At 34.9% G+C, this 15,127-nt stretch carries 13 protein-coding genes; 9 read left to right on the top strand and 4 right to left on the bottom strand.

Translation table 11 applies throughout. From position 1 onward, the window contains the following. The first annotated feature begins 39 nt into the window (after positions 1 to 39). The 6 genes from QP953_RS08390 (at position 40) to QP953_RS08365 (ending at position 6,837) form a co-directional block, all read left to right on the top strand. Positions 40 to 1,137, top strand: a complete 1,098-nt coding sequence (locus QP953_RS08390) for a hypothetical protein (protein ID WP_309554629.1) — start codon at positions 40 to 42, stop codon at positions 1,135 to 1,137. A gap of 284 nt (positions 1,138 to 1,421) precedes the next feature. Beyond that, positions 1,422 to 2,510, top strand: coding sequence for a hypothetical protein (locus tag QP953_RS08385; RefSeq protein ID WP_309554628.1), 1,089 nt, complete (start codon positions 1,422 to 1,424; stop codon positions 2,508 to 2,510). A 266-nt stretch (positions 2,511 to 2,776) separates the two neighbouring features. Then, complete coding sequence (locus QP953_RS08380; protein WP_052595834.1) at positions 2,777 to 3,364, top strand: RNA polymerase sigma factor; 588 nt, start codon at positions 2,777 to 2,779, stop codon at positions 3,362 to 3,364. A 12-nt stretch (positions 3,365 to 3,376) separates the two neighbouring features. Continuing rightward, on the top strand, positions 3,377 to 4,936 hold the full coding sequence (locus QP953_RS08375; protein ID WP_309554626.1) for an outer membrane beta-barrel protein: 1,560 nt from the start codon (positions 3,377 to 3,379) through the stop codon (positions 4,934 to 4,936). A 143-nt stretch (positions 4,937 to 5,079) separates the two neighbouring features. Beyond that, positions 5,080 to 5,727 carry a dethiobiotin synthase gene (gene bioD, locus QP953_RS08370; RefSeq protein ID WP_052595836.1) on the top strand — a complete coding sequence of 216 codons (648 nt, stop codon included), beginning with the start codon at positions 5,080 to 5,082 and terminating at the stop codon, positions 5,725 to 5,727. A gap of 234 nt (positions 5,728 to 5,961) precedes the next feature. Next, complete coding sequence (locus QP953_RS08365; protein WP_052595838.1) at positions 5,962 to 6,837, top strand: RNA polymerase sigma factor RpoD/SigA; 876 nt, start codon at positions 5,962 to 5,964, stop codon at positions 6,835 to 6,837. Positions 6,838 to 6,912: 75 nt separating this feature from the next. Here QP953_RS08365 and QP953_RS08360 read toward each other — a convergent pair whose 3' ends face one another. Further along, positions 6,913 to 7,485, bottom strand: a complete 573-nt coding sequence (locus tag QP953_RS08360; RefSeq protein ID WP_309554624.1) for a methyltransferase domain-containing protein — start codon at positions 7,483 to 7,485, stop codon at positions 6,913 to 6,915. A 17-nt stretch (positions 7,486 to 7,502) separates the two neighbouring features. Further along, a complete protein-coding gene (locus QP953_RS08355; protein ID WP_309554623.1) occupies positions 7,503 to 8,828 on the bottom strand; it encodes a T9SS type A sorting domain-containing protein in 1,326 nt (441 codons plus the stop codon). 333 nt (positions 8,829 to 9,161) lie between these two features. On the opposite strand from QP953_RS08355, the gene QP953_RS08350 reads away from it, so the two are divergent. Beyond that, positions 9,162 to 10,559: a DUF819 domain-containing protein gene (locus QP953_RS08350; RefSeq protein WP_052595844.1), complete on the top strand. Its 1,398-nt coding sequence runs from the start codon at positions 9,162 to 9,164 to the stop codon at positions 10,557 to 10,559. Between the two features lie 146 nt (positions 10,560 to 10,705). Here the strand turns inward: QP953_RS08350 and QP953_RS08345 are convergent, their stop codons facing one another. Then, a complete protein-coding gene (locus QP953_RS08345; protein WP_052595846.1) occupies positions 10,706 to 11,857 on the bottom strand; it encodes a histidine decarboxylase in 1,152 nt (383 codons plus the stop codon). Positions 11,858 to 12,078: 221 nt separating this feature from the next. Between QP953_RS08345 and QP953_RS08340 the strand changes: the two genes are divergently transcribed. Further along, positions 12,079 to 12,531: an Lrp/AsnC family transcriptional regulator gene (locus QP953_RS08340; RefSeq protein WP_309554622.1), complete on the top strand. Its 453-nt coding sequence runs from the start codon at positions 12,079 to 12,081 to the stop codon at positions 12,529 to 12,531. An 86-nt stretch (positions 12,532 to 12,617) separates the two neighbouring features. On the opposite strand, the gene QP953_RS08335 is transcribed toward QP953_RS08340, so the two are convergent. Then, the gene (locus QP953_RS08335; protein ID WP_052595848.1) at positions 12,618 to 12,830 is read right to left on the bottom strand and encodes a hypothetical protein; all 213 of its coding nucleotides are present in this window, start codon (positions 12,828 to 12,830) and stop codon (positions 12,618 to 12,620) included. A 752-nt stretch (positions 12,831 to 13,582) separates the two neighbouring features. On the opposite strand from QP953_RS08335, the gene QP953_RS08330 reads away from it, so the two are divergent. Continuing rightward, on the top strand, positions 13,583 to 15,118 hold the full coding sequence (locus QP953_RS08330) for a hypothetical protein (RefSeq protein WP_156039734.1): 1,536 nt from the start codon (positions 13,583 to 13,585) through the stop codon (positions 15,116 to 15,118). Positions 15,119 to 15,127: the final 9 nt, after the last annotated feature.

Below are 15,127 nucleotides of genomic sequence, written 5' to 3'. Positions count from 1 at the left end.
GCTAAGTAGCACCGAACACCTACTTATAAAACCTAACACATGAATCTGTTTTCTATTTTTAACGTATTACTACTCTCATTCTACACTTCTGCTCAATTATTTGCTTTTCAGACAACGACAGAAAAACTATTAGCCAATCCCGACATTACTTGGGCTGGAGAAGTCTATGTTGATTATTTGCCCAATATTACTATTCAAGAACCTGTAGACGCACAAATCAAAGAACTCTATGGAACATCGGAGTATAATGTTTTTGAAATTCTAAAAATACAAACTTCTCCCCTTGAAGACTGGCTACAACCTACCTCCCACTTACTTTCAAATCATTTTCTGCAACTTACATCTAAGCATTTAAATGCATATGCTGATGCAAATTTAACTCAAAAATTAAGTCCTAAAGCCTACTCAAAAGCAGCAGCTTATCAAGTAGTTGATACTGTTTTGGCCTTTGATCCCGAAACATATGTAGAAATGGTCAAAATTGACACGAATGAGTTGCGTCCTCAAGAGGTACAAACGTTTCGAGTAAAACAACTATTAACGTATAACGAAAGCCAAAATCAGCTACAAATTACCCCTATCGCTATTGCTCCTGTGGCAACAATTTATAATAAAAGCTCTCTTCGTAGAAACGTCCGCAAAGATGTTTTATTTTGGATGCCTGTAAAAGAAGCCTTTAAAGCATTAAACTTGGAAACAACAACGATTACTTGGGCAAAACGATTGAAAAAAGATGTTCCTTCCGAAACAATCAATACCATTAAAGGAACAGGTAGTATTGCTGATGTTTTTGATAAGATGGTCGCACATTATAAAACACAACCTTCTTCAACTAAAATGTACGCCGCCAAAGAAAAACAACTAACTCTGCTTTCTCCTGATGCTGTCAAAAATTTTGGAGATGCTGTGGATACTGTTGTCACTTTTGATCCAAATACTTTTGAAGAGCGTATTGATGTTGTTCATCGAAATCTTCCCAAAAACTTCGCCACAAAAGTACGACTTATTCAAGATTGGTACTGGAATGCCCAAACACAGGAGATGCAAATTCGTACGCTTGGTTTTGCCCCCATATCATCTCAAACTGATGCCAAAACTAAACATGCTCCCATGTATTATATAAAAACAAAAGAATAAGTACTTTTTAGCAACAGTAACCGTCTAGAATCAACAGCAAAAAGTAGTCTATTATGTAAGGTCTCTTGTCTTAATACAAGAGACCTTTTTTAGTCGTTCGTGTAACTAAATTTGAATGGTGCGTTATGAGTACGCACGCTCTTTATTGCTCTTGGTAACAACCAAGTAGACTTTCGCTGATAGTACTAAGAAACTATCCACGAACTAAACACCGCACAGTAGCAATACAGCTAACTACTACTAATAATAATCATTCATTTTAAAACACTTAATTATTCGCTGTTATGAAAACCTATCTTAAATTTACTTTTGCCCTAGTACTAAGCACTTTTTACTGCTTCCCATCTTCCGCACTTCACCCTACCAATAATATACTAGACAACTCAGATATCACATGGGCAGCAGAGGTATACACAGATTATACGCCCAACGTCAATTACTTTGCCTTAGGCAGAAAAAAGATGCAAAAACAATACGGCATTTCTAGAAGCACCTTTAGTACATTAAAAATCCAGCAAGCCTCTAGTGATCACATCAACTTAGACGACCTTACCTTGGCTCGAAAAATACTAAATATGTCAAAGAATTCTAGTTCTTTGTTTAAAGATGCCTCTTTAAGTACTACTTTGAGTTATGCTGATTATCTCAAAATCACCCAAGAAACAACCTACGATACCACCTTTGTATCTCAGCCCGAAGGAACAAAAACAATGCAAATTATTGCTAATAAGATCAACATTAATGAAATTCAACTATTTAGAGTAAAGCAAATTTTACATTATAACGAAAAAACCAATGAACTAGGTCTCACTCCAATTGCTATTGCTCCCATTTTGAGTTCTTACGACAAAGAGGGCAAACTGATTAGTACAACTCCCCTATTTTGGATGTCTGTGCAGGCTATTGCAGAACAACTAGATTTAAACGCCGCTACAATCAATTGGGCAAAACGATTAACACGCTCTATAGATACCGATGAAGTGACGGTCATAAAAGGGAATCATAGTTTTGCAACTATATTAAACAAAATTCTATATCGTTATACTCAAACACCTAATACATCTAAGCTTTATCATACTTATGGAAAAATGACTCCTATGAGCCCGCAAGAAATAAAAAAACTCAATAGTGGCCTCGATACACTAATTACTTTTGATCCCGTCACATTTGAAGAAAAGGTATCGGTTATTAACAATACTCCTACTCCTGAAACCATGCATACAATTCGCATTGTTCAAGATTGGATTTGGAATGAAGACACTCAAAACATCAGCATTCGACTCGTTGCCTTTGCGCCTCTTTTAAAACGTTACGACAACCACAAAAACTTCCTACATTCTGGTCCCATGTTTTATAAAAAACCTAATGAATAAACAGTTGATAGATTTTTATTTTTAATAAAAAAAGCGTGAGAGTCATTCTGTTATTATTTTACAGAATGACTTTTTATTTTTTTTGAAAAAAAATATTCTTGAGAAGCAGCATTCAATTCACAAAGTTCGTTTTGTAAACAAAGATTCTTATATTTATATGTGGAGACTTAAAAATATTTTTTGAATTAAAACAGATAGTACTATACGTTAAACATTCTACACTACCTAAAATATTATTTGAACTCCTAAGAATAAATTATCCAAATATGGCAATTGCTTTGAATATTTCAACGACAGAACATACCGCAAAAGACGTTCAGTCTAGCTCTAATGAAGCTAAACTGATTGCAGGTTGTTTAGCAGAAGAACGTTGGGCGCAAAAACAACTTTACGAACAACATTATGGAAAAATGATGGGAATTTGTTTGCGCTACTCTAATAACTCCGAAGATGCTAAAGACATTCTTAACGAAGGTTTTATTAAAGTTTTTCGTTATCTGCAACGCTACAAAATCGGTACATCCTTAGAAGGTTGGATTCGAAGGATTATGATTAATACCTCGATTGATTTTTATAGAAAAGCAATTCGTCATAGAACAGAAGACATAGAATACGCATCCAATACAACAGCAACAGGTGAAGATGCTATTAGTAAATACTCTGCTAAAGAAATTCTTTCCGTTATTCAAACATTGCCTCCTTCTTATCGTGCTGTGTTTAACCTTTATGCCATAGAGGGTTATTCTCACCGTGAAGTAGCGAATCAATTGGGAATTTCTGAAAGTACTTCAAGGTCCAATTTGGTAAAAGCTCGCGCAAAATTGAAAGTTTTACTAACAGAACTTTACAAATAACAAAGATATAGAATGAAAAATAAAGATTTTGATAACATAGACAAACTTGCTCAGGAAGCCTTCGAGAACTTCGAGGTAGAGTTTGACCCAATGGACTGGGCAGATCTACAAAACAAACTGCGTACAGAGTCATCTATAGACCAAGTTGCTAAGGACGCATTAGAAGATTACGAGGTTCCTTTTGACAAAAACGATTGGATAAGGCTAGAGAAACAGCTGGATAAAGAACGAGATTTGCTGCCACATATTTGGTGGCTAAAAAGTACAGAAGTTGGCGTTATGGCCTTGTTACTCTTTACCCTGTTCAATTTAAATTCAAACCAAACACCACATACTCATTCAAACCAAAACTATGATCAAACAACTACACTAACTCCTTCTGCTGATTTGGATAACGCTACTACTAACAAAGACCAAAATAGTACGTTCCAAATGCCAGAAAAAGATGCATCAACTCTATCTAACGATATTAATGCCCCACAGGCATTTCATGAGTCTGCCACTACCACGGTGGGGAAAGCATCTAGTGATAATTTTAGTGATAATAGTTCTAATAACAATCCTAGTTTTGATACACCTTCATTGGCTGCCACAAAAACAAAAGAATCCAATCTATCTCGTGCAACCAATGTAGTTACTGATGACAATCAAACATCTTCAGTTGTGACAACAGCATCTAACAGCAACGAGGTACCGAATCAGACCAACAACAACGGTTCTACTGGTGAAGATGGTACAGCTAATACGCTAAATGCAACAACTAATCATGATGTTACTAATAAATTAACAGGGATAGAAAATACGACTAAAAGAAATGAAACAGAAAAAGAAACTAATCGTAGTCGATTTTCTATCCTACAAATTCCAACCCTTGATGTCAAGGGTGGTATCAAAACAACAGATCCTATTTTTGAACTAAAGAAAGCAAAATTGGAGTTGCCATTCAAAGGTAAGAGCTATATCGGCGCTGTTGCTCGTATTGGTTCTAATTTTGCCACTAGCATGGGTGGAACGAGTGTTGGATATGGAGCTGGGTTAACATTTACGAATGAACTTTCTCGTAAATTTGCTCTCAAAACAGGTGCTATGGTTGCTTATAATAAGTATGATGTCAATGAAGTATTATTAATCGACAACAAGCTTATTGATGGTCGTGTTTATGAAATTGATCAGTCCAAAACAAGTCACCTAGTTATTTTAGAAGTTCCAGTAGATGTCCAGTATACTTTCTTCCAAAGTGAAAAATGGAAAATCTATGCGACAGCAGGTATCGTTGCGAATGTTATTAGTAGCAGAACTTATACAGGTTCTCAAACTTCAAACGCTAATGGCATTAGTTTAAAAGAAGATCTTAATTCTAACAATTTTGATAGAGGTGCCTTTGAAGGTGGTTTAATAAATCAAAATGCCTTTTTATCTGTTGGAGGTGGCTTGGGCTTGGAGCGTCAATTAGGAGATAAAATTAGTTTGTACATTCTTCCGTCTTATCGACATGCTGTGACACCTTCTGGAGCAAACAAAGATTACATTAGTTCTTTTAGTGTTAATATCGGAATAAAAACAGCTTTGTAAACAAAGAAAATGATTTATAGCAGTTTATATATTAAGTTCAAAAAATTAACATTTTGATTTTGCGAACAACAATTTATTTTAAAAAGCAGTTAGTACCTTCACCATGTATTAACTGTTTTTTTTATCCTTAATTGAATAAACATATGCAAACACCGTCTATCAAACCTAATCAAAGCAAGCAATATTTTGTTACAGGAATTGATACAGATGTTGGAAAAACGATCGTTTCTGCTGTTTTAGTTGAAGCGTTACAAGCAGACTACTGGAAGCCCGTACAAGCAGGAGGATTAGATTTTACAGATACCAATGCTGTTCAAGAACTGGTAAGTAATCCTACGAGTCATTTTTTTGAAGAAGCATACCGTTTAAATACGCCTGCATCACCACATTATGCAGCTGAAGTAGATCAGCTCACAATTGACTTTCATTCTATTAAAATCCCTGATACAAAGCATAACTTGATTATAGAAGGAGCTGGAGGTTTATTTGTTCCTTTGAATGATGATTTTTTAATTATTGACCTTATCCAACGATTTAATGTGCCTGTTGTATTGGTTGCAAAATTTTACTTGGGTTCTATTAATCATACCCTTAGTTCTATTGATGCGCTTCAAAAAAGAAACATCCCAATTGCTGGAATCATTTTTAATGGCCCTATTACTGAATCGTCAAAAAAATACATTTTAAACTATACCAAAATACCTTGTTTGGGCTGTATTCCATGGCTCGATAATTTTTCTAAAAAAGAAGTTGTTAAATATGCAAAAACGGTAAGAAATTTGCTACTATAAATAGTAATCGTCCCACAACTAATCTAGTTAGTGTTTCATATACTAATTTCTTTCTTTTAAACAAAAAATGGGTAACAATTCTGTACTTTTCACATTAATAGAGTGAATTGTATAGGCATTGTAATGTCTAATTTTTTTGCTTATTAAAATATTTATTTATGCGCAAAAAAATGAAACTTTTTCTCGTTTTATCTCGTTTTAAAGTTTAGGGAGCATCACAAAACAAAAAGCTAAATGAGACAGTTAAAAATCACACAAAAAATCACTAAAAGAGATAGCTTATCTCTAGACAAATATCTTAATGAGATTGGTAAAATCAGCTTGATTGATTCTGAAGAAGAGGCTATCTTGGCAAAAAGAATTCGCCAAGGTGATCAGGAGGCATTGCACAAAATTACAAGAGCTAATTTGCGTTTTGTTATTTCTGTTGCCAAACAATACCAAAATCAAGGATTGCCATTAATCGACTTGATTAATGAAGGAAATGTTGGTTTGATTAAAGCTGCAAAACGCTTTGACGAAACCAAAGGATTTAAATTTATTTCTTATGCCGTTTGGTGGATTCGTCAATCTATTCTACAAGCTATTGTAGAGCAGGCTCGACTAGTTCGCTTACCTCTAAACAAAATTGGTAGCAACAATCGCATCAATGAAGCATATCATTCTTTCATGCAACAATTTGAAAGAGAACCTAGCGTTGAAGAGTTAGCAGACTTAGTTGATTTATCTCCTAAGGAGGTACGTAATATTTTACGTATTAGTGGCAAACATGTGTCTGTAGATGCTCCTATGACAAGCGAATCTGGAAGCGATGCGATGACCATGTTAGATACCTTAGCATACGATGGCTCTGGCGAAGAACCTGAAGGTGACTTAATGAACGAATCGCTAAAAGAAGAGGTCAAAAACGGCTTAGCTACCTTGTCTAAAAAAGAAGTGGATGTTATTTGTGCGTACTACGGCTTGAATGGTCAACAACCAATGACCCTAGAAGAAATTGGGTACCTTTGTGATTTAACCAGAGAGCGTGTTCGCCAAATTAAAGAAAGAGCAATTCGAAGATTAAGAAAGTCAACAAATAGGAATAACCTACGATCTTACTTAGGTTAATCAAGATTAAATATAATATACTCTAATAGTTTTTTAAAGCCATCTCAAACGGAGATGGCTTCTTTATTTTAAATCCTAATGGGTTACATCAAAGTGTTTAAAAAACCTACTCTCTTCATATTGAGGACTTGCTTTTTGCTTAACTGCTTGTATTTCCAAGTGCCAAGGTTCATTTTCTAATCCTCTTCCTGTATTGGTTAGGTCTTCCACCTGTGCAAAGCCAAAATCGATTAAGATATCTTTCATTAACTCAAAGTAGTACCCAAACTTGTGCACATCGTATTCATCTTGTTGCCAACCAAATAAACTACCCATTCCCCAAAATCGATCATTACTACCAGAAGTTTTGCTATAAAAAGAAGCATGGCTTCCCGATATGATTTGCTGAAGGTGCCATAGTAAATTGGGACAAATAATATACACTACTCCTCCTGTCTTTAAAACACGATTCCATTCTGCTAATACTTTCAAAAATTCTTTTAACGTAAAATGCTCTACTACGTGCCTAGAATAAACTTCATCTACTGTTCCGCTCTCAAAAGGCAATTGATCTGCCGAACATACATAATCTACATTGGGTAAATCGCGAATATCACAAGTCAAATATCCTGCTCGTGGCTTTTTTCCACAACCAATTTCTAATTTCATATCTTTTTAGTTTGTGTCTATTGAATCAAAACGAATTGCCCTCCAATTTTTTCATCTCCCAACAATTGTAAAAAATAAACTCCACCAATTAAATCAGAAACATCTATCCAAGCATCTATGGATGAAATTGTTCCTTTTTTTAGGCAAACACCAGAAGTTGTCATTAGCTGATACCTCAAATTGAGAGTTTCCGTTGTCGTTTGAATTCGTATACGTTGGGTAGCTGGATTAGGAGATAAACTAAATTCAATTCTTTCTTTTGGAATTGAAACAACAGAAGTAGGTATTGTGATAGAATCTGCATTTAATCTTAGACGAAGCGTCTCATTCGTAACCATCTGCCCTGTTTTCATTCCTCCTACCAAATATTTTAATGTATCACTTACATTTCCTATGCCTCTTAAATCCATTGGCAAATTATAACCATACTCTACATCAAAACTATGATTTGACTTATCATAATAGAGACTCCTACCATTAGGTTCTACACCACCAGACCCATTATAAGCCACTCCATCATAATTATACGTTACAGTAGAGCCTCCTAACCAAAATACCTTACCCAACGCTGTTGTTGCCGCCATTCGATACCCATTCATTCCCATCCAACTAAAGCTAGACCAACTGATTTGAGATGGGTTGGTTGGGTTGATAATTCCCCTTCGAAAATAAGCTTGAATATTAAAATTTCCTGCCATAGAAGCTCCTCCAAAGTAATAAATCGTATCTCCTATAATTGCCCCCGAGGCACCAAAAGAACGAAAAATATTATTATTACCTACCCCCGTTCCTGCTTGCCAAGTGTCTGTTGTAGGGTTGTAAATTTGCACGGAAGATACATTTCCTGTATTGCTCCATCCCGTTATCACATAAATCAAACTATCCCTCCAAACCGCTTGTACTTGATCATCTATAGCAACAGGGATATTAGCTCCATCTGCCAAATAAACGTTGTTGTTTATATCATATATATGTACTTTATTAGACGACGCTTCTCCCCCATTGGCATAAACATGATAACCACCTATAATGTATATTTTATCTTTTACACGGCTAGCAGCTGCTGCAATTTTGCCAAGCGTATCAGGTAAAACTGCGATGGTATCCCACACATTGGTGTTCGTATTATAACGATACGAACGCAAATGGATTCCAGAATAAAGCTTTGTTGAATCCAATCCTCCAAAGGTATAAATATAAGGCACTCCGTTTACCAATCCTTCAGCAACAGCATTATTGGTTATTCGCTCGGGAGCATTTGCCATTGGTGTTACTTCCCAAGCTTGCCCCAAGCTGATGGTTGCTATTATCATCCCCAAAAAACTGGTAAAAAATATTTTCATAATCATCCATTTTTAGTAGCTACGTCCTACAAAGTCACCAACTTTGAAAAAAGGGAAATTACAAGGTAGTTCATTTATATACAAGCCGACAGAAATTAATAAAATCTATGTTCAATTTTTACAAAACAAGATACAGAATATTAAAATTTTAGAGGATGAAATGTCTACTTTTTGGTAGAGCTTGCCAAGTCTCTCTTGGGCTTACTACTGAACAAGTACCAAAAGATTACGGAATAAAATGTATCTTAGAACCTTTAAAGACTTAAAAAAGCTTTTCTCAATAGTTAGCTGTGCTGCTAACTACTATTTTCAAAAACTGATTAAATAATATCAATGGAACCATTCTTCACTAACGACGCTGTTGTTTTTGGCTTACTAATGCTGCTTTTAGCTGGTATTTTTCACACTGCCAGTTCTAGTGCCCCTGGTTGGAAAAAATTCTATACCATTGTCCCTTCTTTATTACTTTGTTATTTTTTACCTGCGTTGCTTAATTATCCTTTGGGACTTATTGCACCAGAGTTTTTTAAGGGAGATGCTTTGATGGCATTCTTGAATGAACGAGGTGTTGACTTGACAGGAGTTAATTTACAAGCATTGTCTTTTGAAGGCATTAAAGAATTTTTGGAGCAAGCAGGCATTGAATCCAATGAATACAAGCCCTTTATTCAAAAATCAAAATTATACTTTGTTGCCTCCCGCTATCTATTACCTGCCAGTTTGATTCTACTCTGCTTAAGCATTGATTTTAAGGGCATCAAAAAATTAGGTCCCAAAGCTTTAATCATGTTCTTTGCGGCTACGGTTGGAATTATACTGGGTGGTCCGATTGCGCTTTTGGTGACTTCATATATTTTTCCCAATCTGGTTAGTGTTACCCCTGACGAGCTCTGGCGTGGTCTGTCTACGGTTGCAGGAAGTTGGATTGGAGGTGGAGCCAATCAGGCGGCAATGAAAGAAATCTTTGAAGTGAGTGATAACTTGTTTGCAACAATGATCATCGTTGATGTTGTGGTAGCTAATATTTGGATGGGTTTCTTGCTGTATGGAGCTAATATTTCTGAAAAAATTGACGCCAAACTCAATGCCGATGCCTCTTCAATCGAAGAATTGAAAAAAAGCGTTAGCGACTATCGAGCAAGCGTTGAGCAAATGCCTACCACCACTTCTAACTTTATCTTAGGCGGACTTGCCTTTGGTGGTGTTGGTTTGGCACACTGGGGAGCCGATGTTATTGTCCCATTCATGGAACAATATAGTACTACATTAAAACAACTTCGATTAAACTCACTTCTATCAGGCTTCTTTTGGCTAATTGTCATTTCGACTACTGTAGGTCTGCTTCTTTCTTTTACCAAGGCACGAAAATTAGAAGGTGTTGGAGCCTCTAGAATAGGCTCTGTGTTTATTTACATTTTGGTTGCAACTATTGGAATGAAAATGAATTTAGGGGAAGTCTGGTCTAATATAGGGCTATTTGCGATTGGTATCACTTGGATGTTAGTACATGTGATTATTTTATTAATAACCGCCAAACTCATCAAAGCACCTTTCTTCTTTGTAGCAGTAGGAAGTCAAGCCAATATTGGTGGTGCCGCCTCTGCACCTATTGTCGCTTCCGCTTTTAGTCCTGCTTTGGCACCTGTTGGGGTATTAATGGCTGTTTTGGGCTATGCATTGGGTACATATGGAGCTATTATCTGTGCTATTTTAATGCAAGCTTGTACTTAACACACCATTTTCCAACAATTGCATAAAAAGTTATACACTTAAAATTCACGAAGTGTTGTTACAATCAAAGCTGTTGATTTTCGAGCTTGTGATTTTAAGTGTATAACCTACCTCTATTGTATAGTAATAAATGAAACCATACGAACTTAAAAACTAAACTCCATTTCCTGCTTTTCCTCTTCTACACTATTCGCTACGTCCTCTACAAATAAGTCGATTTGCTCCTTTGTTACATTCGGCATACAAATAATATGTGTGACGGCTTCTTCTGTTGCCAATTGCCATTTGGATTTAATTTGATCGGATGTCTTAGAAAAAACAACTGTAATTGCTCCTGGATTTGTCCAAGCCTTTATTCCTATTTCATTTAATTTATCTTTGCAATATTCTGCCACTTCTAAGCTATGTAGATACCTTCTCTTTAGTCCTTCTAATCCTAGTTTTTTTATTGCATACCACAAAAACAAAGGACTGTGTCCATTTCTAGATCCTGTTATTGTCGTATCCAAAGAGCCTATATAAGAAATTCCTTTAGATATCTTGTCTCGATAAGATCGCTTGGTAATCAACACACCTGAAGGCATTGGCGAGCCTATAAACTTATGTCCACTAATCGAAATACTATCCGCACCATCTGCAAAATCAAAGGGTACATACGGTGTCACAAACCGCCCATAAGCCCCCGACAAAGCGGCATCGCAATGAATATAATGATTCTGAATGGCTAATTTTTTTAGAATCCCTTTTATTTTTGAAACATCATCTTTGGCTTCTTTCATGGTCGTTCCAAAAGTGGTCAAAACAATCGCAGGTTTATGACGATTGAATTGCACTGTATTCTCAAAATCTTCATAATCAATTTCACCATTCTCTTTAGAGCGGATGACAATACTTGGTATGTTCAGCAAGTGTATGTTCTTTCGAACACTATAATGAGTAGATTCAGAATAGTAAACCATGGCCTTAGGATACATTTCTCTAGCCAAATAGAGTCCATACAAATTGCTTTCCGAACCACCATTGGTAACATATCCCCAATAATCGTTAGGATTGGCTCTAAATACTTTCGCAAAAAAAGCAACAATCTCTCGCTCCATTTCGTGCGTTTGAACTTTGTAAGTGCTATTTTCGAATGGATCTCCTAAGTTGTTGATTGGAAACTTTAAGAAATCATATAACTCAGAATAATCAAAATCTTTGGACACTGGATACCCCAAAAAGGAATCCCTCGCTTTTTTTACTTCTGTTTTTAACTGAGTTAACCGCTCTTTATCACAAGTCCGTAAGTTGTTATCCATTTGTTTGTATTTTTTGCAATCGTTCTCTAAAAATTATCTCCAATCAAGATCAAAGTTTTGGAAATAATCAATATTTATTTTCTGTAAAAATACGGCATATCTTCTTTTTTTTCTTACAATATCTTTTTCTCAGAAAAAAATTCTATTATTTTCAAATAAAAAGTAATGCTTTCTAAATCTTGTTCTTCGATGAAGACAAAAACGAAAAAAATACTGCCGCTATGGATGCTACAGACAAAAAGATACTAAACTTATTACAGGCTAATGCCAAACAAAATACGAAAGAGATTGCAGGACAAATCAAATTAACGATTTCTCCAACCTTTGAGAGGATAAAAAAATTGGAACAACAAGGGGTTATTAAGGCTTATGTAGCTATTTTGGATAGAACTAAAATAGGGAAATCGCTTATGGCACATTGCCAAATATCTCTATTCAAACACTCCAAGGAGTTGATTTTAAATTTCAGAAAAGAGGTAGCTAAATTGCCTGAAATTATACGCTGCCACCACGTATCTGGCAATTATGACTTTTTGTTGGAAGTTGTCGTTAGTGATATGAACGAATACCAACGTTTTGTTGTAGAAAAATTGTCAACAGTAGAGGGCATTTCAAATATACAGAGCTCTTTTGTCATGGAGGAAATAAAAGAAGGATTTGCCTATCCTTTGTAAGTAAGATCAACTCCAAACAATCCATAAAAAACATCAATTCGTTCATTTTTAACAACTCAAAACGAACGAATTGATATGCTCTTTATTTACGCTGCTGGTAATTCTGGATTTTTACACACCTCATCTCCTTTTTTGCCACAAACAGAACACTCTCCAATCTTTGTTTTTAACAAAGGATTATTTTGCGCACAAGTTCCTCTAAAATCTTTTCCGACCACAATTTGGCGAATGTTAATAAGCAAGAAAGAGACGAAAAAAATGCCGAATACCAAACCGAAAACGGTTAAAAAATGTGTCATAAATATTGCTTTTTAATGAATTAGTAGCCTTTAGTTCAGCTCTTTTGTGTTCTTAAATTATAAACACTTCTAAAGTTGTTTGTGTTTAAAACAACCTATTTTAGCTCGAATCCAATGACTAGCTCAAAGATACTAATTGTCTATTGATTAATGACCTTTATTAGAAATTTCTTGACAGACTTCTTACAATAACAATGCTCTTTGAAAAGCATTTTATTTGTTGTTCGTTTATAATTGTTCTACAAAAAATCGACTACTATCATTTTTAAAACAATTCCTAATTTTTTCCTTGTATAAATACCAATACCTGAATGCAAAGTAAAATTTTAGACCACAAAAGCATAAAACATAGCCTTTTTTTCAACTCTTTAGTCTTTTTCTAGTAAATTGTTAAAAAAAAACAAAAATTTGCCCCATATCTTATCAATCAATAGTTTGTTGAAAAAAATATTTAATTGATAATCAACAAGTTGAAACCCCGTTCAATTTCAAAAAACTTCTGATTATCAAACTAATATAAATGTACTTTTTTATCTTTTTGCTCAGTAAGCTTGTATTAGTAATACAAAAATGTTGTTTACGAGTATAGCAAACTAAAAAGTAAAAAAGCAACAAGCTACTAATCCATAAGATTAAGTTATAATACTAACGTTGAAATACGTCCCCCAAAAAGAATCATACACTGTTACTCATTCTACATTTAAAAAGTTGTTGTCCTATTTTTTGACAGCTTTTTGAATTAATACTGAATTATGAAGACTCCATCAAACGCACTATTCAAGCTAATCCGAAAAATGACACCTAGTGAAAAACGTTACTTTAAACGGTTTGGCTTGTTACAACAAAAAAAAGACTCCAATAAATATATTTTACTATTTGATGCCATTAACGAACAAGTTGAGTACGATGAACAAGCATTGCTCAAACAATTTAAAGGCTACGACTTTATCAACAACTTTTCGGAGATCAAAAAATATCTTTTTAATCAAATTCAAAAGGCACTCCGTAACTACCACTCACAAAGCTCTATAGATATTATTTTATACAATTATCTAAGCGATATCAGTGTGTTGTATAGTAAAGAATTGTATGTAGAATGTAGTCGCATTATCAAAAAAGCAAAAAAAATTGCGACGAAACATGAGAAATTTAGTCTGCTACTATTACTGAACGAATGGAAACGCAATGTGCTTCGAATTAGTCATCATGTCAATGGAATTCAAAATTATTTAGACAATGAAGTGACCAAAGACAAAGAGTACATTGCTTGTGTTGAAAACGAATCTGTTTACTTCAATAAAAGCCTTGAATTTACACTACACCTACGCAAAAAAGGACCTGACCATGAAATCTCTTCAGAGATAGAATTGCCTGCTGATGGACCAATGACATTTAGAGCCAGACGCTATTCCTTCTTACAAAAAAGTATGGAAGGGTACTTAGAATTTGATGGTGAAAAAATATTTGAAGCAAGTAGTGCCGATGTTAAAATATTTGAAGAAAATCCACATTTTATCAATGCCATTCCCAAACAATACATCATTTCATTAACCAACCTTTTGGATTCTTGTGCCAATAAGATTAAGTACAACGATGTATTTGATGAATATATGCTCAAAGTAATCAAAGTCTTAGACTCTTATTCTTTTGATGCTGAATTTATTGCCAAAGAACGGCTACTAGTTTATATTATCAAATGCAAGGTCTATAGCCTAAGAGGCAATCTTCAAGATTTAAAAGATGTCCGCCAAGAACTCAAAGATCAATACGATACCACAAGCAAAAAGGGGTATAAAACCCCAGATTTAGACATTTATGTCCATGACAATTTAATGCGTTCTGCACTCATTACAGAAGATTTTTCTTCTGCTTTAGAATCTTATAATGATATTTTGCAACTAAATCTAGGCAACTATCGAGAAGATCTGCAAATGGAAACGCGTTTGTTGGGTTTAATTCCTCACTATGAACTAGGCAACTGGTTGCTTCTAGAAAGCATGGTGCGTTCTGCCCTTCGCTTGTTGCAACGCAAACACAGCCACTTTAAGTTGGGAAAATTATTTTTAGAAGCAATCAAAAAGTGTATCGTCATCCAACAGCAACCCAATCATAATGAAAGTGACATTGTTGATCTTCTTCAGCAACTAAAGTTAGATGCTTTGTCAATTACAAGCAAAAGACGATTGGCCGATTATATTTTATTTATTGGCTGGATTGATAGCAAAATTTCCAACCAGTCGATTGCAGAGTGTATTTATGAAGCAACAAAAGCAGGTTATAAGGTTTAGAATGACAAT

Origin of the sequence: Aureispira sp. CCB-E (assembly GCF_031326345.1) — a bacterium.
Lineage (GTDB): Bacteria > Bacteroidota > Bacteroidia > Chitinophagales > Saprospiraceae > Aureispira.
The sequence above is the reverse complement of the archived record's forward strand: the minus strand, read 5'-3'. Positions and strand labels throughout refer to the sequence as shown.